Here is a 21965-nt window from a genome sequence, read left to right as displayed (position 1 = left end):
CGTTAGGCTTTGCCGGGCACCCCGACAAGCCGTAGCCGGCTAGCTTAGTCCTTCATCTCGTCGCTGCCGGCACTCTCCCGGGCGCGAAAGTCGAGGCTGAGCGAGTTCATGCAATAGCGCAGTCCGGTCGGCGGCGGGCCGTCGGGGAAGACATGGCCGAGATGGCCGTCGCAGCGGGCGCAGCGCGCTTCGGTGCGAACCATGCCGTGGCTGACATCGCTATGCTCGATGACGTGCTCGGGCGCGATCGGCTGGGTGAAGCTCGGCCAGCCCGATCCCGAATCATATTTGTCGGCCGAATCGAACAACGGCAGTGCGCATCCGCCGCAGCGATAGATGCCATCAGCCTTGTTGTTGTCGTAACGGCCGGAAAAGGCGCGCTCCGTGCCGGCTTCGCGCAGCACGTGATAGGCCTCGGGGCTCAACTTCTTGCGCCACTCCGTTTCGGACAGGGTGATGTGATCCATGCGGAGGTTTTTCCAATTAGCTGGGCGTCCGGTCAAGCCGGGAATGGCCGATCCGGGTCAAAGAGGCGATAATCTCGATCAGTCCCGGGATCTGCCGCAGCAGCGGAAGCGCGAACCCGGTGAGGGCCGGGCGCTCGGCGGCGTCGCGGACGAGCCCGGCAAGACGGATCGGTCTGGCGGTGGCGCGCGCAAATCCCTGCTGAAAGCCGGGGGCAGCTGCCGCACCGCCCCCTAGATAGGCATGGCCTGCGCGAATGCCACTGGCGATCGCGATGCCCATGCCCTCGCCGGCGAGCGACGGGATGACGCCAGCCTGGTCGCCGAGCCGGAACAGCCCCTGCGCGCCGTGGAGCGCGCGCCAGCCATAGGGAACGTTGGCGATCGCATCGATCGCTTCGCTGCCGCTGCGATACGCGAAGCGTTCGCCGAGCCGCGGATGGTCGCGCCCGAGCTGGTCGAGCAAGGCGGCGGGGCTGCCCGCTTCGATCAACGCCGAGCGGTGGACCGCGAGGCAGCAATTGGCGCTGCCATCCTCCTGCCGGACGATGCCGACATAGCCGCGGTCGAACAGATGGAGTTCGATCGACTCGCCGATCAGCGCGTCGAGCCCGGGCGCCGCGGGAATACGCACGCGCAAGCCGAGTACGGGATCGCTGCCACGCGCCGCAGCCGGGCGTGCCGCGCCGCGGACGTCATGCTTGCCGCTGGCGAGGAACAGCGTGTCGGCGGCGAGATCCGCACCGTCGTCGAGCCGTGCCGTCAAGCCATCGACGCCGCGCACGGTCACCCCGCGCTCGACCGCCGAGCCAGCGTCGATCGCGCGCTTCAGCATTACCGTGTCGAGCAAATGCCGCGACACGCCATGCGCCGGGCGTGGGAGACGTGTCTCGATGACGCGGCTGCCCGAAAGCACGCGCACCGTGGTCACGCGCGCGGGACCGAGCGCGTCCGGGGCAACGCCGAGCCGTGCGAGGGATTCGAGGGTGCGCCAGCTCAGGAAACCGCCGCAGATCGCATCGCCCGTCTCGCGGGTTCGCTCGACGAGCAAATGCGGCGCTCCAGCGCGCGCAAGCACGATCGCGGCGCTCGCGCCCGCGGGGCCGCCGCCGAGGATCAGCGCAGGTGTTCGACGCATAACCGAAACGGGAAGGCGCGATAGACACGCGCGGAGACGCCGGCTTCGGCGAGGATCGGGGGCCATTCCGCCGGGCGATACGAGCGAGCGATCGACAGTGTGCCGTCGTGCCGGACGATTCGGTGCCAGCGCGCGAGCGTCGCGAGCAGGGGGAATCCCCGATAGGCGAAGCCGTGGCGGTGGAGATCGTTGACCAGCCAGCCGCGCGCGCTCTCCACCGCCATGAAGCGCAGGAAGGCGATCAGCTGATCGTGGTCCATATGATGCGCCACGAGGCTCGACACGACGAAATCCCAGCCTTGCCCGGCAAGATCGGCATAGTCGCCGCTCACGTAGCGAATGGGCAGATCGGCCGGCGTGTGGGCAGCCGCGGCAAGCGCACTGCGCGGGTTGAGGTCGACACCGACAAGGTCGGCCGCAATTCCGCGCCGCGCTGCCCAGCGCGCGATTCGCCGCAGCATGTCGCCATCGCCGAAGCCGACGTCGAGCAGCTTGAGGTGGGGGCGCCCCTTGGTTCCGCGGCGCAGGAAGTCGAGTGTCGGTCGCGCCGCCATCGTCACGACGTTCACCTTGGCAAGATCGCCGACGACCGCGGCATAGATGTCGGGCGCCAAATCATCGGCATCCATCAGCTCTTCGGCGATGGCGCGCCGCTCGAGCATCATGCGGCGCTCCGAAAGCCGAACCCTTCGGCGGCGAGGCCGGGGCCGAACGCGAGCGCTACGCCTTCACGAATCGGTGGCCCGGCGAGCAAACGCGCGAGCACAAACATCAACGTCGCTGACGACATGTTGCCATTGTCGGCGAGCACGCCGCGCGATTCCGTCAGCGCATCGGCGGGCAAGGCAAGGCTCGTCTCGACCGCATCGAGGATCGAGCGACCCCCCGCGTGGATCGCCCAGCCATCGATATCGGCGGGTGCGCGCCCCCCGGTCGCGGCGGCGGCGAAGACTGGGTCGCTCAATCCGGCGGCGATACGCGCCGGGACTTCGCCCGACAGATGCATCGCAAAGCCGCGATCGGTAATGTCCCAGCGAATGAGCTCTGCCGAATCGGGGAGGGTGGTTGCGAAGGGCTGGCCAAGCGCGAGACCTTGCGGCTGGGCGGTGACCAATGCTGCGGCCGCGCCATCACCGAATTGCAGCATTGCGAGCAGGGGCTCGAGCGCAGGCGTATCCTGAAGATGAAGAGTCGAGAGCTCGACGCAGATGACAAGCACGCGCGCAGCGGGATCCGAGCGCACGATGTGGCGCGCGCTGCGCAAGGCCGCGACAGCGGCGTAGCAGCCCATGAACCCGACCAGCAGCCGCTCGACCGACGGATCGAGCCCGAGTCGCGCGGCAACGATCTGGTCGATCCCGGGGGCGACGAAGCCGGTGCAGCTCGCGACGACCAGGTGGGTGATGCCGTCGAGCGGGACTTGGGCCCGTAGCGCATCGATCGCGGCGAGGCTGAGCGCAGGGGCGTATTGCGCGTAGAGTTGCATGCGTTCTGCAGTGCCGGGCAGCAGATCGCGCGCGTAGAAGCCACCCATAGCGACGGGCGACCCGCCATCGTCCCCGATCGGCAGCACCGACCAACGATGCCCGATACCGGCGCGCCCCGCCATCCGGTCGAAGATCTTCGCCGAGCGCGAATCGGGCAAACGCGCACGCGCCCAGTCGATAAAGGCATGATGAATGTCGTGATTCGGAACGGCGGTGCCGATCGCGATGATATGAGCGGTGCTAGGCAAGCGAGGCTTTCACAGGGCCGGCGGTACGTCCGGTTCGGAGACAACGCTACGCCAGTCGGTACGATCCGCAAGAGGCCGTAGAATCCATGGGACTTAGCCGAAAGGATCGACCGCCACGTCACGGTGTCCCGTGCGTGGCAGCGATTTCTAGAAAAAGTGGTGCGGCCGAGAAGACTCGAACTTCCACGGGCTTTCGCCCACAACGACCTCAACGTTGCGCGTCTACCAGTTCCGCCACGGCCGCACGTAACATCGCCGGGCGAACCCGGCAGCTGGTAGGCGAGCGCCCCTAGCAAAGGCTTTCGGGGAGTGCAACGCCTATCGCATCGATTGCGTTCAGAGTAGCAGCGCGGGATGCCGCGCCACCGCCCCCTGCTCGACGAAACGCGCCGCATTCTCGCGCTTGCGTGGCCGGTCATGCTGACGAGCCTCAACTGGACGATTCTGAGCGTGACCGACATTGTGGTCGTCGGGCTGACCGGCACCGATCAGGTCGCAGCCCTTGGCGCGAGCCGTGCGCTGACCTTCGTGACGATCGTCGGCGGGCTCGCCTGGCTGTCGGGAACGCTGGTCTTCTCTGCTCGAGCGGACGGCGCGAACGATTCGCCCGAGACGGGGGCGACGTTGCGCGCCGGGCTCGTGCTGGCGGTGTTGCTGGGTCTCGGCGGCGCACTCGGCTTCGGACTGTTCGCCGAGCGGTTGTTGGCGGCGATCGGCGTGGCGCCGGCGCTGGTCGATCCGGCGGCGCGCGTAGTGCGGGTGATGGCGCTCTGCTATCCCACACAACTGGCGATGATCGCGGCAAGTTTCTTTCTCGAAGGCATTGCGCGACCGCGTCGTGTAATGGGCGTCAACCTCGCGGTGCTACCGATCAATGCGCTGCTCGCCTGGGCCTGGTCGGGCGGGCATCTCGGCTTTCCCGCGCTTGGCGCGGTGGGGGCTGCGCTCGCGACGGCCATGGCGTCATCGCTCGGCGCGGCAGCGATGCTGGGCGCGGCGTGGACCGTCCCGCAGGCCCGCGAACGCGGCGTGCGAGATCTTTCGGGCGCGGCGTGGGCGACGGCACTGCGCGGGGCGGGGGGCCTTGCGCGATTTGGGATCGTACCCGCGCTCGCCTCGGGGCTCGAGCTCGCCGGCTTCTCGATCCTGATCGCCCTGTCGACCGATTTCGGTGCGGTAACCGCGCACGCCTTCCAGATCGTCTTTGCGGTCCACAATGTCGTGTTCGGCGTCGCGTTGGGGCTCGGATCGGCCGCCGGGGTCCGTGCCGGCAATGCGGTCGGCGCGGAGACTCCGGCACTGGCGATTCCGCGCGCGCTGATCGCGATGGCGCTGGCGGCGCTGGCGACAGGCGTGCTGGCGATCCTGATCGTGCTCGGACGCGGCACGATCGTCGCGCTGTTCCCCGCTGCTGCTGGCGTCCACGGCGTGGCGCTGGCGATGCTACCGGTCTGGGCGCCGTTCATCCTGTTCGACGGGGTGCAGGTCGTGATCGTCTACACGCTGCGTTCGCTCGGCGATCAGGTGGTGACGGGGATCAACAGCATCGTCGCCTTCTTCCTCATCACCGGCGGTGCTGGCTGGTTGCTGGTACACCACGGCGCCGGGTCGATCGGTCTGGTCTATGCCTCGGGAATCGGAATGGTCGCCGCGACCGTGCTCCACGGCGCGCGCTTTGCGCTGGTCAGCGCGCGGTTTCGCCGGAAAAGCTGAGCACCAGTTCCTTGGCGTTGACCGGCACGTCGAGCTTGGCGCTGTTGAATTCGAGCTTGCCGCGCGGCGCGAGCGTATTGGCCTCGGGCCGGATCATCCAGCTGAAGACGATGCGGCGTTGCGAATCGCGCAGATCGGCGCGGATGTCGGGCACGGGCTGCGGCGAATCGGTCGGGTTGAGCACGGTGCCGCTGACCGCGAAGATCTCGTTGCCGTTGAAGACATGCTGGTCGATCGGCTTGCTGACGATCTTGAGCGGGGTGCCGGCATTGGGCTGGAACAGGTCGCGCGCGAGCCCGGGGGCGCCCGAATAGACGATGCCGCCGAACGCGGCGAGCATCACGACGCCCGCGGCGAGCGCAGCGACGGTTGCACGCTTTGCCGGGTTACGCCGCGCGCGAAACGGTGGTGCATGGTCAAAGGCGTCGTAGCTGGGAGCGGCGGGCTCGACCGGTAGAGGCTGCTCGGCGGGCGGCGACGTATCGGCCACCGGCGTTTCGACTCGCGGGGCTTCGACGGCGACGGGCGCTTCGCTGCGCGTGTCCGCAGTCTCGGCGGAAACGCCCTCCTGGAACCAGCTATGCTTGCAACTGGCGCAGCGCACGGTGCGCCCATCGGGCCCGATCGCAGTGTCGGGAACGAGGTAACGCGTGTGGCACTCGGTACATTCGAGGATCATGATACGGCTTTGGCCCCGTTGCCGACCGCTGGCAACGTATCGCGAAATCTACGCCTTTCGCAGATCGGCTGCAAGCGCCGCGACGCGTGCCCGCTTGTGGCGGCGTGGCGGATCGTGCGATGCAGCGACGGGGCATACGATCAGAAGCGAGCAACACGCGCCACCATGGCGAATATCGTCCAGTTCGAGAATGTGGGGCTACGCTACGGCACCAGCCAGGAGACGCTGACCGATGTCAGCTTCACCCTGTCGAGTGGCGCGTTCTATTTTCTGACCGGCGCGTCGGGCGCGGGCAAGACCTCGCTGCTGCGGTTGCTCTATCTCGCGCAGCGCCCGACGCGCGGCAACATCCGGCTGTTCGGCGAGGATGCGGTGACGCTGCCGCGCGCGCGGCTGCCGGGGTTTCGGCGGCGGATCGGCGTGGTGTTCCAGGACTTCCGGCTCGTGCCGCATCTTTCGGCGTTCGACAATATCGCGCTGCCGTTGCGTGTTTCGGGCGTTCCCGAAAGCGATATCGATGCGCCGGTGCGCGAAATGCTCGACTGGGTGGGCCTCAGCGACCGCATCACCGCCAAGCCGCAAACGCTTTCGGGCGGCGAGCAGCAGCGCGTCGCGATCGCGCGCGCCGTGATCGGCCGGCCCGAAATCCTCGTCGCCGACGAGCCGACCGGCAACGTCGATCCCGACATGGCCGAGAGGTTGCTGCATCTGTTCGATTCGCTCAACCGGCTCGGCACGACCGTCGTCGTCGCGACGCACGATTTCCACCTGCTCGGGCGGATCCAGAACGCGCACATGATGCGGCTCGACAAGGGGCGCTTGCTCGATCCGACCGGCTCGCTGCGCTTCCCGCCGCCCGCGAACGGCGAATGAGCGTCGCGTTGATCGCCTCGACCCCCGACCGGCGCTTGCTCGACGAGAGCCACAGTACGCGGGTGATGACGTGGATCATGGCGATCATGCTGTTCCTGACGGTGTTGGCGGCAGCGCTCGGGCTGGGGACGCTCGGCGCGGCGGCGTTGCTCGATCGCCAACTTGCCGGGCGGCTCACCGTCCAGATCGTCGAGCCGGTCGAGGCCAAGCGGATCGACCAGGCCGCGCGCGCGCTGGCCGCGCTCAAGGCGACGCGCGACGTGACGCGCGCGGTCGAGGTCGATCATGCCAAGCTTGCGACGCTGCTGCGGCCCTGGCTCGGCAACGACGCGGCCGACCCCGATCTGCCGATCCCCGCGATGATCGATGTCGACCTGGGTGTGGCGGATGCCGCGGCGGTGGCGCGCGTGCGCGCTGCGGTCCGGCGCGTCGCGCCGTCGGCGCGGATCGATCGGCATGAAAGCTGGATGTCGCCGGTGCGCGATTTCATGGCGATGGTGACGTGGCTGGCCGGCGGGCTCGTCCTGCTGATGGCGGCGGCGACCGCGGCGGTGGTGATTCTTGCGGCGCGCGCGGGGCTCGAAACGCACCGTGCGACGATCGAGGTGCTCCATATGCTGGGCTCGACCGACGTCCAGGTCGCACGGCTGTTCCAGCGCCGGATCGCGCTCGATACGCTGGTCGGCGGGTTGCTCGGGACCGCGCTCGCCTTCGTCATGGTCGGCGTGGTCGGCTGGCAATTGCGCGCGCTCGGCTCGGATCTGCTCGCGGGCCTGACGCTCGGTGCGCGCGACTGGATCGTGCTCGCCGGATTGCCGATCGCGTTTGCCCTGCTTGCGACCTTCGCCGCGCGCCAGGCGGTGCTCGGTACGCTCGGCAAATATCTATGATCCTGCGTTTCCTCGCCGTGCTGGCGCTGCTCTACGCGATCGGCTTTGCGATCTTCCTCAAGACGATTCCCGCCCCGCTCGACGGGCCCAAGACCGACGCGATCGTCGTGCTGACTGGCGGGGCAGGGCGGATCGACCGCGGGCTGGCATTGCTCAAGGCGCATGCTGGACAGCGCATGCTGATCAGTGGGGTCGCGCCCGAAGTGAAGCCGGGCGAGCTGGCGCACGAATATCGCGTCAGCCCGGCGCTGTTCCGCTGCTGCATCGATCTGGGCCACGAGGCCGTCGATACGCGCTCGAACGCCGAGGAAACCGCGGACTGGGTGCGCGACCATAAATACACCTCGGTGCGGCTGGTCACGTCGGACTGGCACCTCGCACGCGCCAGGCTCGAACTGGTCAACGCGCTCGACGGCGATGCGAGCGTGATCGGCGACGGCGTGCCGAGCAGCCCGCGCTATCGGCTGCTGATCGGCGAATATAACAAATTGCTGGTGCGGCGCGTCGCGTTGCTGATCGGGGCCGCCACATGACCGCGTTGCGCAACCTGCTGTTCAAGCTGCTATTCTATGGCGGGTCGGTGCCGATTGTGCTGACGACGCCGATCTCGGCACTGATCAGCTGGCGCGCGCTCGTCGCGCACACGCATTTCTGGACGCGCTGGCACGGCTGGACGACGCGCCACATTCTCAGGATCGATCAGCGGATCGAGGGTGGGCGCTTCGGCGACATGGCGTTCGGCGGCGCGCCGGTGCTGTACGCGGCGAAGCACCAGTCGATGTATGAGACGCTCGAGCTCGGGCGGATGCTGCGCAACCCCGCGATCGTGATGAAGCAGGAACTGACCGACATTCCGGTGTGGGGCTGGGCGGCGAAGCGCTATGGCGTTATCGTCGTCGATCGCGAGGCGTCGGCGGGCGCGTTGCGGCGGATGCTGCGCGATGCGCGTGCGGCCTTGGCGGCGAAGCGCTCGATCCTGATCTTCCCCGAGGGCACGCGCGTCGAGCCGGGCGAACAGCCCGAACTGCGGGCAGGGTTCGCCGGGCTGTATCAAATGCTCAAGATCCCGGTGGTGCCGGTGGCGATCGACAGCGGGCTGGTGTGGCCGAAGCATGGGCCGAAGGTGCCGGGAACGGTGACGTTCCGCTTCGGCGACCCGATCCCGCCGGGGCTGCCGCGCGAGGAAGCCGAGCGCCGCGTCCACGCCGCGATCAACGCGCTGGATGTGCCGCGCGGCTGAAGTCCCCGTCATCCCCGCGAAAGCGGGGATCCCGCTGCCTGGCCCGCGCTCGGAGGAAGAAGCGGGACCCTCGCCTTCGCGAGGGTGACGGCAGGGGTAGTCGAAACCGCTATTCGTGCGTCCGCCCGAAATCGGGTGCTGGGTCATCCTGCCCCTGTTCGATGATCCCGCGGCGTACCGCGCGCGTCTTGGTGAACAGATCGAACAGCTCGTCGCCCTTGCCCCAGCGAATCGCGCGCTGCAGCGCCGACAGATCCTCCGAGAAGCGCTGGAGCATGTCGAGCACCGCCTCGCGATTGGCGAGGAACACGTCGCGCCACATCGTCGGGTCCGACGCCGCGATGCGCGTGAAATCGCGAAAGCCGCCCGCCGAATATTTGATCACCTCGGACTGCGTGACCTCTTCCATGTCCGACGCGGTGCCGACGATCGTATAGGCGATCAGATGCGGCAAATGGCTGGTGATCGCGAGCACGCGGTCGTGATGATCGGGCGCCATCGTCTCGATCTCGGCGCCCAACCGCCGCCAGAACTCGGCGACGCGCTCGACCGCGAGTGCATCGGTGCCCTCGGGTGGCGTCAGGATGCACCAGCGCTTGTGGAACAGCGTCGCGAATCCCGCTTCGGGCCCGCTGCGCTCGGTCCCCGCGACGGGGTGCGCCGGCACGATCGTCGCGTTCGGTAACGCTGCTGTCAGCGCGCGGACGACTTCGGCCTTGCAGCTGCCGACATCGCTGACGACGGCGTCGGCGGGAAGATCGGCGGCGAAATCGCGCGCGGCGGCTTCCATCGCGCCGACGGGCACGCACAGGATGACGAGATCGGCGTCGATCACCGCAGCCCCGCTGCTGCTCGCGACATCGTCGAACATGTCGAGCCGCTCGGCGGTCGCGCGCACATCGGCGTCGGCGTCGTAGCCGGTCAGCGCGACGCTTGGCATCGCGGCACGCGTGGCGCGCGCGATCGAGGATCCGATCAGGCCGATCCCGATGATGGTGACGCGGGCGAAGGGCAGCATGGCGCGGCGCATGGCGGATCGCTGGCGTCATGGCAAGGTTTGCGCCTCTGGCGTTGTCGCGCGCGCCTGCTAGGAGACGGCGAGCAGGAGACGGGAATGCGGGGTGGCGAGACGGTCTGGCATGCGCTCGAGGCGGCGCGACAGGCCAATCTGAGCGAGGCGGGCATCGCCCCGCCGGTGGCGGGCGATACCGGCCAGACGCGGCGTGCGGTGTTGCTGGCGCTGGGCGCGGCTGGGGCGGCGGCGGCGCTGCCACGTCCCGCCTTCGCCGCGCCGGGCGGCGGCCCGGTGGCGATCATCGGCGGTGGGATCGCCGGGCTCACCGCTTTGTGGCACCTGACACAGGCCGGAATCGACGCGCAGCTCTACGAGGCGCGCACGCGGCTTGGCGGGCGCATGTACACCGCGCGCGAACCCGGCAAGCCGACGGTCGAGGCGGGCGGGCAGCTCGTCAACACCGACCATGCCGACATGCACACCCTCGCGCGCGAATTCGGTCTGTCGCTGCTCGACCGCAAGGGCGCGCCGCATCGCACCGTCATCCTGAGCGACGGCAAGGAAGTCCCCGAGGGCAAGCTTGCCGGTGCCTTGCGCGGGATCGCTGGGCAGATCGACGCCGATTCGGTGCGGCTCGACCAGAATTACGCCAAGGTCGCACTCGAGCTCGATGCGATGAGCTTCACCTCGTATCTCGACAAGCACGCCGCGCTGATGCCCGATCCGTGGGTCCGCCGCTTGATGGAAGCGACCGCGCGGACCGAATATGGCGCTGAGCCGGGCCAGGCCTCGGCGATCGAGCTGGTCTTCAACCTGCCGTCGATCTCAGGGCGGCGGATCGACGTGCTCAGCCGCAGCGACGAACGCTATCTGATCGAGGGCGGCAGCAGCGCGCTGATCGCGGCGATGGCGGCGCGGCTGACCGGACGCATTACCACCAACCGCCGCGTGACGCGGGTCGACCCGTTCGGACCCGGCGTGCGGATCGTCTTTTCGGACGGAAAGACCGTCGACGCCGCCAACGTCATCGTCACGACGCCAGCGTCGGTCACGCGGAAGATCGATTTCCGCATTCCGCTGCCGCCGCTGTGGACGCGCTTCATCGCCGAGGTCGGGCTTGGCGTGAACATGAAGGTCCAGGCCGGGATGAGCGCGCGGCCGTGGGACAAGGTGATGGGCCGCGGCGGCGAGATCTGGCAGACCAATCCGCGCGGTGGCGTCGCCAGCGGCTGGGACGGCAGCGTGCGCGGGCGCGGCGCGAGCGGCGATGTCTGGACGTGGTTCCTCGGCGGCGCCGAGGTCGCGGCGGCCGATACGCCCGAACCCGCCGCGCTGGCCAAGCGCTTTGCCGGTCAGGCCGAGGCCGGGCTGCCCGGGATCACCGCAGCGACGAGTGCGTTCGCGCGGCGCAGCACCTGGCACCGCGATCCGCTGTCGATGGGCGCCTATGTCAATTTCCGCCCCGGCCAGCTGACGCGCTTCGGCCGGCTGATCTGGACCGAGGTCGATGGCATGGCGAAGGCGCCGGTTCCGTCGGGTCCGGTGCTGTTCGCCGGCGAGCATCTGTCGGACGCCTATCCCGGCTATATGAACGGCAGCGCGCAGACCGGGCGGCTGGCGGCGCAGACGATCATCGCGGGGCGCGCGCATGCGCGCCGCTTGAGTTGAGCCCTGCGCGGGCCTAACCGCAGGCCATGAGCGAAGATCCGCGTTTCGGGCTAGCCCGCCATGTCAGCCTGCCGGGGCCGCTCCGGCTCGATGGCGGGGTGCTGCTCTCGCCGGTCGAGATCGCCTACGAGACCTATGGCACGCTCAACGCCGACGCCAGCAACGCGATCCTGCTGTGCCACGCGCTGACGGGCGACCAGCATGTCGCCTCGGCGCATCCGGTGACGGGCAAGCCCGGCTGGTGGGTGCGGATGGTCGGCCCGGGCAAGCCGATCGACCCCGCGCGGCACTTCATCGTCTGCGCGAACGTGCTGGGGAGCTGCATGGGTTCGTCGGGCCCCGCGACGATCAACCCGGCGACCGGCGCGCCGTGGGGGATGAGCTTTCCCGTCATCACGATCCGCGACATGGTGCGCGCGCAGGCGATGCTGCTCGATCATCTCGGCATTGCGGTGCTGCAGGCGGTCGTCGGCGGGTCGATGGGCGGGATGCAGGCGGTGAGCTGGCCTGCGACCTTCCCCGACCGTGTCCGCGCCGCCGTGGTGATCGCCTCGACCGCGCGCCACACCGCGCAGAACATCGCCTTCCACGAAGTCGGGCGCCAGGCGGTGATGGCCGATCCGAAATGGCGTGGCGGCGCCTATTACGAAGCCGGCGATCCGCCCGCGGCGGGGCTCGCGGTCGCGCGAATGGCGGCGCACATCACCTATCTGTCCGAGGCTGGCCTCACCGAGAAGTTCGGCCGCCGGCTGCAGGCGCGTCCCGACCGGCCCGACGGCGCGATCAGCTTCGGCTTCGACGCCGATTTCCAGATCGAGAGCTATCTGCGCCATCAGGGGATCAGCTTCGTCGATCGCTTCGACGCCAACTCGTATCTCTACATTACGCGGGCGATGGATTACTTCGACCTGGCGGGCGAGCATGGCGGGCAGCTCGCCAACGCCTTCCGCGCGACCAAGGCGCGGTTCTGCCTCGTCAGCTTCGACACCGATTGGTTGTACCCGACCGCCGAATCGCGCGCGATCGTCCATGCGCTCAACGCCGCCGGCGCGCCGGTCAGCTTCGTCGAGCTGTCGAGTCCGTACGGCCACGACGCCTTCCTGCTCGAAGCGCCCGAGATGAACCGCGTCGTCGATGGATTTTTAAGGACAAGAGCATGATCGAACTTTCCGACGACAAGATGCGGCTCGACGTCGGGCGTGTGCATGGCTGGCTGACCGCGAGTTACTGGTCGCCGGGCATCACGCGCGCGCTGGTCGAGCGGGCGATCGCCGGCTCGCATTGCCTCGGCGCGTACGAGGACGGCGTGCAGGTGGGTTTTGCCCGCGCGATCACCGATTGCGCGACTTTCGCCTGGATTGCTGATGTGTGGATCGACGAAACCAGCCGGGGCAAAGGGCTCGGTCGCCGGATGGTGCAGTGGATCCTCGACCATCCCGACTATCAGGGGCTCCGCCGGATCGCCTTGGGCACGCTCGACGCGCACGGCGTCTATGAGGCACTCGGCTTCCATCCGCTGCTCCGGCCTGAACGTTTCATGGAGCGGCTCCTCCCGGCGGCCGCGGCAGCATTGCGCGCTTCGTGACGCTCCGCCCCGATCTCGCGATCATCGCCGAGCATGTCGCGCCCGGCACGCGGATCCTCGACGTCGGCTGCGGCGATGGCGCGCTGATGGCCGCGCTGCGCGACACCAAGCGCGTCGATGCGCGTGGGCTCGAGCTCGATGCCGGTAACGTCGCGGCCGCAGTGTCGCGCGGGCTGTCGGTGATCCAGGGCGATGCCGATGTGGATCTCGCCGAATATCCGGAGGCGAGCTTCGATTACGCGATCCTCAGCCAGACGTTGCAGACCGCCAAGCGCCCTGATGTGGTGCTCGATCATCTGCTCCGCGTCGGCCGCCAGGCGTTCGTGTCGTTCCCGAACTTCGCGCATTGGCGCGTGCGGATGTCGCTGCTGTGGGGCGGCCGGATGCCAGTGACGCGGCTCTTGCCCGAGCGCTGGTACGACACGCCCAACATCCATCACGTCACGATCGACGATTTCCGCAGCTTCGTGGCTGAGCGCGGAATCGTCGTCGAAGGGGCGTGGTTCCTGTCGGGCGACAAACGTACCGGGACCGCAGCGGCCAACATCCTGGCCGAACATGCCGTCTTCCTGCTGCGCAAACCGGCATAAGCGCGAGGAACCAAAGCGTCCGACGCGGGGTTACTTGGTTTCGTAACACAACCAAGGTCCGCACGGTCATGCCCGCCACTGCCCTCATCGTCGAAGACGAGATTTTCGTCGCGCTCGACCTCGAGCGGATTCTGATGGACGCGGGCTATGCCGTGAAAGCCATTGCCGCGGATCGTTCGGGCGCGCTCGATGCCGCCGAGGACTGCAGTTTCGCGCTGGTCGACATCAATCTCCGCGACGGTCCGACCGGCCCGGAATTGGCGCGGACGCTCGCACACGACTATGGTGTGAAGGTCATCTTCGTAACGGCAAATCCGGGTCAGATCGCCCATCCGAGCGGTGCCGTCGGCTATGTCCGCAAGCCGTTCCGCGCCGATGCGATCCTTGCCGCAGCCGCCGCCGCTACGACAGACTTCGACGTGGTGGAGCACGCGGATTTCATTCCGCTCGTCTGAGCTGTGACGGCTCGGCCTGCCGGGCTAGCCATGCGCGTCAGTTCCGGCTGAGCGAGCTTTCCGGCAGCGTGATTTCGACTTCCAGCCCGCTGCGCTCCCAGCGCTGCGCCACGGTCCCGGCAAGTTGACGAACCGCGCTCAATTCGATCAGCTGCGAGCCGAAACCGGTCTTGGCCGGTGCTTGCACCATCGGCCCGCCACGCTCGCGCCACTCGATCACGATCCGGTCACCGACGCGGCGGCTGTGGACGAGGATCGCACCGTCATCGTTGTACAATGCGCCATATTTGGTCGCGTTGGTGGCAAGCTCATGGAACAGCAACGCGATCGGCGTGGCCGAACGGTCATCGATCGCGACGTCGTCGCCACTGATCGTGATGCGCGACGCGGTGCGCGACTGATAGGGTTCGAACAGCTCGGCGAGCAGGCCCTGGAGGCTCGTCTGATCGGCCACCGGACGCGACTGCGCGCTGTGCGGCCGGACGAAATCATGCGCGCGGCCAAGCGCGATGACGCGCGCGCGCAAATCATCGGCAACAGTGGCAAAGCCCGGATTTGCGCGGGCCGAAAAGCCGATCAGCCCCGAAATCACCGCAAAGATGTTCTTGATGCGGTGGCTGAGTTCCTGCGCGACGACTTCGCGCTCTTCGCTCGCGAGCTTGGCTTCGTGAATGTCGGTGCACGTGCCGAACCAGCGGACGATCGCCCCGGTATCGTCGAAGATCGGCAGCGCGCGGCCGAGCGTCCAGCGATACTGGCCGTCGTGGCGGCGCAGGCGGTATTCGATCTGGTACGGCTCTCCGGTAGCGAGCGAATGTTGCCACACGGCCCAGGCACGGTCCTGATCGTCGGGATGGAACATGCCCGCCCAACCCTCGCCATCGGTCGATCCGGCGGGGACTCCGGTAAACTCGTACCAGCGCGCATTGTAATAATCGTGGAAGCCGTCGGGCTGAGTCGACCACACCATTTGCGGCATCGTGTCGGCAAGCGTGCGGAAGCGCCCCTCGCTGTCGCCGATCGCCGCGCGCGAGGCGGCAGCCGAGCGACTGTCGCCAAGCCGCCGCAGCACATCCTCGGCAAGCACCTTCAAGCCCTGGCGCTGCAGCGCGGTCAGCCCGGCGCGCGGAACGGTGTCGATCACGCAGAGCGATCCGAGCGGAATGCCGTCGTCGCGCACCAGCGGCACGCCCGCGTAGAATCGGATGCCGAGTCCATCGATGACGAGCGGATTGTCGGCGAACCGCGGATCCTGCGTCGCGTCGGGGATGACCATGATGTCGTCCTCGCGCATCGCATACGCACAGAACGACATTTCGCGGGGTGTTTCAGTCAGATCGAGTCCGGTGCGCGACAAGAAGGTCTGGCGCTCGGCCTCAACGATGCTGACCAGGCCGACCGGAACCTCGCACAACGCCGCGGCGAAATCGGTGATGCGGCGCAAGGCCGCATCGTCGCGGAGCGACTCGATATCGTGTTCGGCAATCGCCGCAGCGCGCACGCGCTCGTCGATCCGCCAGCCGGGTGCAACCGGCAATGGCGGCTGGGAGGTTTGGGTCATGTCCGACATCAACGCGACAGGTCGCTCCCGGTTCAGAATGGTACGTCGTCGTCCAGATCGTCGGCAAACCCGCCGCGCTGGCCACCGCCGCCGGCAGGCGCGCCGCCGCGTGCCCCGCCGCCACCGCTGCGCTGACCGCCGCCGTAGCCGCCGCCACCACCGCCGCCGAAATCGTCATTCCCGCCGAAATCGTCGCGCTGGCCGCCACCACCGCCGCCGCCGCCCGAACCGGGCGCGCCGTCGAGCATCGTCAGCACGCCGTTGAAGCCCTGGAGCACGATCTCGGTCGAATATTTGTCGTTACCGCTGGCATCCTGCCATTTGCGCGTCTTGAGCGCGCCCTCGATATAGACCTTCGAACCCTTGCGCAGATAGCGCTCGGCGACGCCGCCGAGCGCTTCGTTGAAGATCGCGACCGAATGCCATTCGGTCTGTTCCTTGCGCTCGCCGGTATTCTTGTCCTTCCACGTCTCCGACGTGGCGATGCGCAGGTTCACGACCTTGCCGCCATTCTGGAACGACTTGCTCTCGGGATCGCGCCCGAGATTGCCGACGATGATCACCTTGTTGACGCTGCCGCCCGCCATATCCCTAATCCCGCTGCTGGGGCTCGCTACAGCCCGAATCCGATCGCGGCCCAATAGACCGCTCCTGCAGCGATGTAAGCGAGCGCGAACAAATAGCCAACCATGAAGGCGGGCCACTTCCATCCGTTGGTCTCGCGCCGGGTAACGGCAATCGTCGAGATGCACTGCGGCGCGAACACGAACCACATCAGGAAGGCGAGCGCGGTCGGCAGGCTCCAGCGTTTATGGAGCGTCTGCGCCATCTTGGTTTCGCTCTGCTCGCCCGCGGTGTCGATCGCATAGACGGTGCCGAGTGCCGCCACTGCGACCTCGCGCGCGGCCATCGCCGGAATCAATGCGAGCACGATGTCGCGATTGAAGCCGATCGGACGGAAAGCGGGTTCGATCGTATTGGCGATCCGTCCCGCGACCGAATAATTGACCGCCGAGACTGGGCTCCCCTCGGGCGGTTTGGGAAAGCTCAGCAGCGCCCACAGCACGATCGTCGTGAAGGCGATCGTGGTGCCGGCGCGCTTGAGGAAGATTTCCGCACGGCTCCACAGCCCGATCGCGAGATCGCGCAGCCGCGGCAGCTGGTACTTCGGCATCTCCATCATGAAGCCCGACGATGCGCCCTTGGTCACGGTCCGGCGCAGCACGAAAGCGACGACGAACGCGCCGACCACGCCCATGACGTAGAGCCCGAGCATCACCAGCCCCTGCAGCCCGACGAACGGCAACACCTTGGTGTCGGGGATCAGCGCGCCGATCACCAGCGTATAGACCGGCAGCCGCGCCGAGCAGGTCATCAGCGGCGCGACGAGAATCGTGGTGAGACGGTCCTTCTCGTCCTCGATCGTGCGCGTCGACATGATGCCGGGCACCGCACAGGCGAAGCTCGACAGCAAGGGGATGAAGGCGCGGCCGGACAGGCCAACGCTCGCCATCACGCGGTCCATCAGGAACGCGGCGCGGACCATGTAGCCGCTCGCCTCGAGCACCAGGATGAAGAAGAACATGATCAGGATCTGCGGCAGGAACTTCACCACCGCGCCGACGCCCGCGATGATCCCGTCGGTGATCAGCGAGCGCAGCACCGAATCGGGCATCACGTCCTTGATCTGCGCCGACACGCCATCGAATACGCCCGCGATCGCCTCTGCCGGCGCGGCGCCTGCAAAGAACACCGCCTGGAACATCACGAACAGGATCGCGAAGAGCAGCACCAGCCCGAACACCGGATGCAGCGCAACCGCATCGAGCGCATTGCCCCAGCGTCGCGCCGGCGCTTCCGCGACCGTCGCCGCTTGTGCGATCTTCCGCGCGCGGCGTTGCAGCGTGACGATATCCTCGCCGATCGCGTGATTGCTCGGGCGCAGCCGGATCGCCGCGTCGGCATCGACGATCCCGCCAAGCAGGATCTTCAACTCGTCGAGCCCGCGTCGCCGCACCGCGACGGTCGGCACGACGGGCACGCCGAGTTCGGCCGAGAGCTTCAACGGATCGAGCGTCAGCCCGTCGCGCTCGGCAAGATCGAACATGTTGAGCGCGACCACGACCGGCAGACCGAGCGCGATCAGCTGGAGCGTGAAGCGGAGGTGGTTGTCGAGATTCGACGCGTCGACCACCACGACCAGGGCGTCGGGCAGCCGCTCGCCCGCCTGCGTACCGGTGACGAAGTCGCGCGTCACGCGCTCGTCGGGGCTCGAGGGTTCGAGGCTATAGGCGCCGGGCAGGTCGACCAGATCGACGATGCGGCCATCGGGGAGCGTCAGCTTGCCCGAATGGCGCTCGACTGTGACCCCGGGATAATTGCCGACCTTCTGCCGGGCGCCGGTCAGCGCGTTGAACAGCGCGCTCTTGCCGGCATTCGGATTGCCGACCAGCGCCACCAGCGGCGCAGCGGTCATCTTACTGCGTGACGGGCGAGACGAGGATCGCGCCGGCGACCGCGCGGCGGAGCGCGACGGTCATGCGGCCGATGCGGCACGCGATCGGCCCCTTGCCGAGGCTCGCGCGGTGGAGGACTTCGACACCGACGCCTTCGTCGAAGCCGAGTTCGCGCAAGCGGCGCGCCTCGGGCGTCGAGAGATGCGTCCAGTCGATCGCCGCGACCGTCGCCTGGCGGCGTTGCGGCAGCGACTCGAGGCTGAGCGACTCAGGAGCGGAAAGCTTCATGCTACGCAAGATATCCATCTGCGAGCGATTATCAATAACAACGCCGCAACACCAGCTTTAATTGCGACGCACTCGCAAACAGCGCGATCACACCGCAGGGTAGCGCAGCCGTCCGATGAAACGCGACAGGCTGGGGCGGAGCTCGGACTTGGTGACGAGCTTTGCCTTGGCGGTTTCGAACCGCAGGATCCCTTCGATCCGCCGCGCCAGGAACGCGCGCGTGTCGGCATAGCCATCGCTCTGGTCGTCGATAAAGACGGTGACGGTCGCGGCATAGACGCCCGCAAGGATCGCGCGCTTGGTATAATGATTATAGTCGGTCGCGGTGTCGCCCGCGGCGCGCCAGATGACGTCGGCCGCGTGCCAGCCGAGCTTGACCCCACGTGCGGCATTCTGCGGCAGCGCCAGGATGGCGAGCGCGCGGCGCAGCGCTTCGCGATCGGGCGCCGTCTCGGCAAGCCGGGCTTCGACCAGCGCGGTGATCTTCTCGCGCACCTTCATCGTGCCGCGCGCTTCGGGCGGAACGCGCACCAGCATGTTGGAGTCGATATGTGCGAACCACGCCGCGATCATGTCGACCGCACCGCCGGGAAAGGCGAGCCGCGCGACGTCGCGATCGACGCCAGCGCCATCGGCGGCCATGTCGCGCGCCGCATCGCCCCAGCCGTCAAAGCCCGCATTGCTGGCAATGGCAGGCGCCAGCGCGGCGCGGATTTCGTCGAGCGTCGCGTCGTCGAGCGAGGCGGTTGGTGCGATCGAGTCTGTCATGCCTGCTATCTAGGCGCGTGGACGCCGACTGACCAGTACGAGTGCGATCGCAACGAGCACCGCGCCGACCAAATCGGGCAGCCCCAGCCGCTCGCCATAGACGATCCAGCCGATCGTCCCTGCGACCACCGGCTGCGTCAGCAAACCGAGCCCGACGGTCAGCGGCGGCAAGCGGCCGAGCGCATAGATCATTAGCCCCTGGCCGATGATCTGGCTGACCAGCGCAAGGCCGATCAGCGGGGTCCAGTCGGTCGGCAGGATCTTCTCGCCCATCACCAGCGCAAAGGCGAGCAGCGGCAGCACGCTCGCGAGCGTCGACAGCGCCAGCGCGGGAAGCGGCGCCATCGTCGCGCGCGCGCGCGCCATCAGGATGAAATAGCCGGTATAGAGGATGCCCGCGGTCAGGCAGAGCAGGTCGCCCGCGAGATGACGCGGATCGAGCTGGTACGACCGCCCCATCAGCAGCCCCGCGCCGATCGTCGCGAGCCCAAGCGCCACGCCCTGGACCCGCGTCGGCCAGGCGCGCGCGACGAGGAAGCCGTAGAGTGGGAACATCAACGTCGCCGAATTGCCGAACAGCGTGGCATTGGCGAGCGTCGTGCGCAGGATCCCGAGATGCCAGCTGCCGAGATCGGCGGCAAAGCACAGCCCGCCGATCGCGATGATTCCCCACAGTGCGCGCGGCACTTCGCGCGGTCGCCAGCCCGTCGCCAGCGCGGCGCCGGCAAGGATCGGCGCGGCGAGCGTGATCCGCCAGAACGCCGACGCGATCGGCCCGGTATCGGCGAGGCGGACGAACCACGGCCCGAAGGCGAGTGCGGCATTGGCAACGATCAAAGCGAGCAGCGGGAGCACCGCCGTTTCGGCAGCGACAGATTTTCTTTTCGGCAAACGCGGGTGCATGCTGCCCCCTAGCTTCCTATCTGGGGCGCGTCTCAGCAAAAGGACTCCGCATGCCAAGTCTGTTCGATCCCATCCAGCTCGGTGCGATCCACGCCCCCAACCGCATCCTGATGGCCCCGCTGACGCGCGGCCGCGCCACCAAGGCGCATGTGCCGACCGAGATGATGGCCGAATATTACACGCAGCGCGCCAGCGCCGGCCTGATCATCTCGGAAGCCACCGGGATCAGCCAGGAAGGCCTTGGCTGGCCGTTCGCGCCGGGCCTGTGGACCGACGAGCAGGTCGAAGCGTGGAAGCCCGTCACCGATTCGGTCCATGCCGCGGGCGGCCGGATCATCGTCCAGATGTGGCATATGGGGCGCCAGGTGCATTCGTCGGTGATCGGCGGACAGCCGGTGTCGTCGTCGGCCACTGCGACGGCGGGCCAAGCGCATACCTACGAAGGCAAGCAGGATTTCGAGACGGCGCGTCCGCTCGCGCTCGACGAGATCCCGCGCCTGCTCGCCGATTACGAGCTCGCGACCAAGAATGCGCTGGCCGCTGGGTTCGACGGCGTCCAGATCCACGGCGCGAACGGCTATCTGATCGACCAGTTCCTGCGCGACAACGCCAATTTCCGTGATGACATCTATGGCGGCTCGATCGAGAATCGCATCCGTCTGATGCGCGAAGTGACCGAGCGCGTCGCCAGCGTCGCGGGTGCCGATCGCACCTCGATCCGCCTGTCGCCCAATGGCGATTCGCAGGGCGTCGACGACAGCAATCCCAAGGCGCTGTTCGTCGCTGCGGCCAAGGCGCTCGACGAGATCGGCATCGCCTTCCTCGAACTGCGCGAGCCCGGCCCCGACGGCACGTTCGGCCGCACCGACGTTCCCAAGCTCTCGCCCGAAATCCGCGAGGCGTTCTCGAACCCGCTCGTGCTCAACTCAGACTATCGCAGCGTCGAAGAGGCGCAGGCGGCGATCGATTCGGGGGTCGCCGATGCGATCGCGTTCGGCCGCACCTTCATCAGCAATCCCGATCTGCCCGAGCGTCTGCGCACCGGCGCGCCGCTCGCCGCGGATAACCCGCGGACGTGGTACAGCCAGGGCGCCGAGGGGTATATCGACTATCCGGCGCTGGAAACCGCCGAAGCCTGAACGAAAGCGTGCGGCGGCGCGGCGGGGTTTAAAACCGCCGCGCCACCACACCGGCACCCCAGCCGAACAGCACCGACAGCGCTACCGCGGCCAGCCCATAAAGCACCGACTGCCGCTCGGCCGATCGCGCGACGAAGCGCTCGAAGCCCGATTTGCGGATTTCGATATCGCGCGTCGCCGCCGCGAGCACGCGCCCGTCGCGGATCAGGAAGGTTTCGGCGGTGAACCGCCCGACCGGCACGCGCGCGGGGATCGTCACGCGTGCGCGATAGAGCACGCCGTCGGTGATCTCGACCGCGCCCGGCGCCTCGAGGTACAGGCCCGTGCGCGTCTTCAATTCGACCAGTCCGCGTGCGAAGCGGTCCTGCTCCTGCAGTGGCGCGCTCGAGGCCGGCGAAAGCTGCAGGCTCGACAGCCCAAGCTCGTAGATCGCGCGCGTCCGCGCATCGAGCATCCGCGCGATCGGCTTGGACGAGGCAATCGCGTAAAAGCTGGGTGCCGAGCGATAGCGCAGGCGACTGGCGTTGACCCATATCAGCCCGGCCAGCTTCTGCTTCTCGCGCACCAGGATCGATTGGACCGGCCCCTTGACCACCACGACGATGTCGGTCGGCTTGTCGTCGTCGGGCAAGCGGCCGCCGGGATAGAGGATTGCGCCAAACAGCAGCAAATTGGCGCCGGTAAAGCTGTACTGGATCTCGATGTCGCGCTGCGACACGTCGGGGACGAGCACGGGCTTCGCGGCGGGCCGCGATGCGGATTGCGCCATCAGCAACGGCGCGGCGGCCAGCGCGATCCAGCCGCG

Annotated in this window: 24 protein-coding genes and 1 tRNA gene; 11 read left to right on the top strand and 14 right to left on the bottom strand. The window is 67.8% G+C overall.

Going from position 1 to position 21965, the window contains the following annotated elements; genetic code table 11:
- Positions 1 to 44: 44 nt before the first annotated feature.
- The 5 genes from msrB to E2E30_RS15350 form a co-directional block, all read right to left on the bottom strand.
- Positions 45 to 467, bottom strand: a complete 423-nt coding sequence (gene msrB / locus E2E30_RS15370; protein ID WP_133191237.1) for a peptide-methionine (R)-S-oxide reductase MsrB — start codon at positions 465 to 467, stop codon at positions 45 to 47.
- A gap of 16 nt (positions 468 to 483) precedes the next feature.
- Entirely contained in the window at positions 484 to 1602 is a 1119-nt protein-coding gene (locus E2E30_RS15365; RefSeq protein ID WP_133191235.1) for an NAD(P)/FAD-dependent oxidoreductase, read from the bottom strand.
- Positions 1581 to 2267 (bottom strand): methyltransferase domain-containing protein, encoded by a 687-nt coding sequence (locus tag E2E30_RS15360; RefSeq protein WP_133191234.1) that lies wholly within the window; start codon positions 2265 to 2267, stop codon positions 1581 to 1583. Before E2E30_RS15360 ends, E2E30_RS15365 begins: the two co-directional genes overlap by 22 nt.
- Positions 2264 to 3337 (bottom strand): type III polyketide synthase, encoded by a 1074-nt coding sequence (locus E2E30_RS15355; protein WP_133191232.1) that lies wholly within the window; start codon positions 3335 to 3337, stop codon positions 2264 to 2266. The genes E2E30_RS15360 and E2E30_RS15355 overlap by 4 nt, the downstream gene beginning before the upstream one ends.
- Positions 3338 to 3494: 157 nt before the next feature.
- Positions 3495 to 3581, bottom strand: a tRNA-Leu gene (locus E2E30_RS15350).
- A 110-nt stretch (positions 3582 to 3691) separates the two neighbouring features.
- On the opposite strand from E2E30_RS15350, the gene E2E30_RS15345 reads away from it, so the two are divergent.
- Positions 3692 to 5050, top strand: coding sequence for an MATE family efflux transporter (locus E2E30_RS15345; RefSeq protein ID WP_240698957.1), 1359 nt, complete (start codon positions 3692 to 3694; stop codon positions 5048 to 5050).
- Here the strand turns inward: E2E30_RS15345 and E2E30_RS15340 are convergent.
- Entirely contained in the window at positions 5022 to 5729 is a 708-nt protein-coding gene (locus tag E2E30_RS15340; RefSeq protein WP_133191230.1) for an MJ0042-type zinc finger domain-containing protein, read from the bottom strand. The two genes, E2E30_RS15345 and E2E30_RS15340, sit on opposite strands and share 29 nt — an antisense overlap.
- A gap of 165 nt (positions 5730 to 5894) precedes the next feature.
- On the opposite strand from E2E30_RS15340, the gene ftsE reads away from it, so the two are divergent.
- From ftsE to E2E30_RS15320, 4 genes are read left to right on the top strand one after another with little or no spacing between them, the layout of a single operon-like run.
- On the top strand, positions 5895 to 6602 hold the full coding sequence (gene ftsE, locus E2E30_RS15335) for a cell division ATP-binding protein FtsE (protein WP_133191228.1): 708 nt from the start codon (positions 5895 to 5897) through the stop codon (positions 6600 to 6602).
- A complete protein-coding gene (locus tag E2E30_RS15330; RefSeq protein WP_133191226.1) occupies positions 6599 to 7492 on the top strand; it encodes a cell division protein FtsX in 894 nt (297 codons plus the stop codon). Before ftsE ends, E2E30_RS15330 begins: the two co-directional genes overlap by 4 nt.
- A complete protein-coding gene (locus E2E30_RS15325) occupies positions 7489 to 8025 on the top strand; it encodes a YdcF family protein (RefSeq protein WP_133191224.1) in 537 nt (178 codons plus the stop codon). The genes E2E30_RS15330 and E2E30_RS15325 overlap by 4 nt, the downstream gene beginning before the upstream one ends.
- Positions 8022 to 8732: a lysophospholipid acyltransferase family protein gene (locus E2E30_RS15320; protein ID WP_133191222.1), complete on the top strand. Its 711-nt coding sequence runs from the start codon at positions 8022 to 8024 to the stop codon at positions 8730 to 8732. Before E2E30_RS15325 ends, E2E30_RS15320 begins: the two co-directional genes overlap by 4 nt.
- 109 nt (positions 8733 to 8841) lie before the next feature.
- Here E2E30_RS15320 and E2E30_RS15315 read toward each other — a convergent pair whose 3' ends face one another.
- Entirely contained in the window at positions 8842 to 9750 is a 909-nt protein-coding gene (locus E2E30_RS15315; RefSeq protein ID WP_165954585.1) for a prephenate/arogenate dehydrogenase family protein, read from the bottom strand.
- A 96-nt stretch (positions 9751 to 9846) separates the two neighbouring features.
- Here E2E30_RS15315 and E2E30_RS15310 point away from each other — a divergent pair, with 96 nt between their 5' ends.
- The 5 genes from E2E30_RS15310 (at position 9847) to E2E30_RS15290 (ending at position 14045) form a co-directional block, all read left to right on the top strand.
- Positions 9847 to 11415: a flavin monoamine oxidase family protein gene (locus E2E30_RS15310; RefSeq protein ID WP_133191218.1), complete on the top strand. Its 1569-nt coding sequence runs from the start codon at positions 9847 to 9849 to the stop codon at positions 11413 to 11415.
- A gap of 26 nt (positions 11416 to 11441) precedes the next feature.
- Positions 11442 to 12575, top strand: a complete 1134-nt coding sequence (gene metX / locus E2E30_RS15305) for a homoserine O-acetyltransferase MetX (RefSeq protein WP_133191216.1) — start codon at positions 11442 to 11444, stop codon at positions 12573 to 12575.
- Positions 12572 to 13000, top strand: coding sequence for a GNAT family N-acetyltransferase (locus E2E30_RS15300; protein WP_133191214.1), 429 nt, complete (start codon positions 12572 to 12574; stop codon positions 12998 to 13000). The genes metX and E2E30_RS15300 overlap by 4 nt, the downstream gene beginning before the upstream one ends.
- Positions 12997 to 13590 carry a methionine biosynthesis protein MetW gene (metW, locus tag E2E30_RS15295; RefSeq protein WP_133191212.1) on the top strand — a complete coding sequence of 198 codons (594 nt, stop codon included), beginning with the start codon at positions 12997 to 12999 and terminating at the stop codon, positions 13588 to 13590. Before E2E30_RS15300 ends, metW begins: the two co-directional genes overlap by 4 nt.
- A 68-nt stretch (positions 13591 to 13658) precedes the next feature.
- Positions 13659 to 14045 carry a response regulator gene (locus E2E30_RS15290; RefSeq protein ID WP_133191210.1) on the top strand — a complete coding sequence of 129 codons (387 nt, stop codon included), beginning with the start codon at positions 13659 to 13661 and terminating at the stop codon, positions 14043 to 14045.
- Positions 14046 to 14082: 37 nt separating this feature from the next.
- On the opposite strand, the gene E2E30_RS15285 is transcribed toward E2E30_RS15290, so the two are convergent.
- The 6 genes from E2E30_RS15285 to E2E30_RS15260 form a co-directional block, all read right to left on the bottom strand.
- Positions 14083 to 15606 (bottom strand): PAS domain-containing protein, encoded by a 1524-nt coding sequence (locus tag E2E30_RS15285; RefSeq protein ID WP_133191208.1) that lies wholly within the window; start codon positions 15604 to 15606, stop codon positions 14083 to 14085.
- Positions 15607 to 15638: 32 nt separating this feature from the next.
- Positions 15639 to 16193, bottom strand: coding sequence for a single-stranded DNA-binding protein (gene ssb, locus E2E30_RS15280; protein ID WP_133191206.1), 555 nt, complete (start codon positions 16191 to 16193; stop codon positions 15639 to 15641).
- A gap of 26 nt (positions 16194 to 16219) precedes the next feature.
- On the bottom strand, positions 16220 to 18082 hold the full coding sequence (gene feoB / locus E2E30_RS15275; protein WP_133191204.1) for a ferrous iron transporter B: 1863 nt from the start codon (positions 18080 to 18082) through the stop codon (positions 16220 to 16222).
- Between the two features lies 1 nt (position 18083).
- Positions 18084 to 18350 (bottom strand): FeoA family protein, encoded by a 267-nt coding sequence (locus E2E30_RS15270; protein ID WP_133191202.1) that lies wholly within the window; start codon positions 18348 to 18350, stop codon positions 18084 to 18086.
- Between the two features lie 87 nt (positions 18351 to 18437).
- Positions 18438 to 19118: a COQ9 family protein gene (locus E2E30_RS15265; protein ID WP_133191200.1), complete on the bottom strand. Its 681-nt coding sequence runs from the start codon at positions 19116 to 19118 to the stop codon at positions 18438 to 18440.
- Between the two features lie 9 nt (positions 19119 to 19127).
- Positions 19128 to 20021, bottom strand: coding sequence for a DMT family transporter (locus tag E2E30_RS15260; RefSeq protein ID WP_133191198.1), 894 nt, complete (start codon positions 20019 to 20021; stop codon positions 19128 to 19130).
- Between the two features lie 50 nt (positions 20022 to 20071).
- Here E2E30_RS15260 and E2E30_RS15255 point away from each other — a divergent pair, with 50 nt between their 5' ends.
- A complete protein-coding gene (locus E2E30_RS15255; protein WP_133191196.1) occupies positions 20072 to 21160 on the top strand; it encodes an alkene reductase in 1089 nt (362 codons plus the stop codon).
- A 28-nt stretch (positions 21161 to 21188) separates the two neighbouring features.
- On the opposite strand, the gene E2E30_RS15250 is transcribed toward E2E30_RS15255, so the two are convergent.
- Positions 21189 to 21929 carry a TIGR02186 family protein gene (locus tag E2E30_RS15250; RefSeq protein WP_443018407.1) on the bottom strand — a complete coding sequence of 247 codons (741 nt, stop codon included), beginning with the start codon at positions 21927 to 21929 and terminating at the stop codon, positions 21189 to 21191.
- Between the last annotated feature and the right edge of the window lie 36 nt (positions 21930 to 21965).

It is taken from the genome of Sphingomonas sp. AAP5 (assembly GCF_004354345.1).
In the GTDB taxonomy this organism is placed as follows: domain Bacteria; phylum Pseudomonadota; class Alphaproteobacteria; order Sphingomonadales; family Sphingomonadaceae; genus Sphingomonas; species Sphingomonas glacialis.
Note: the sequence above shows the minus strand (reverse complement) of the source record. Positions and strands in the feature narration are given on the sequence as shown.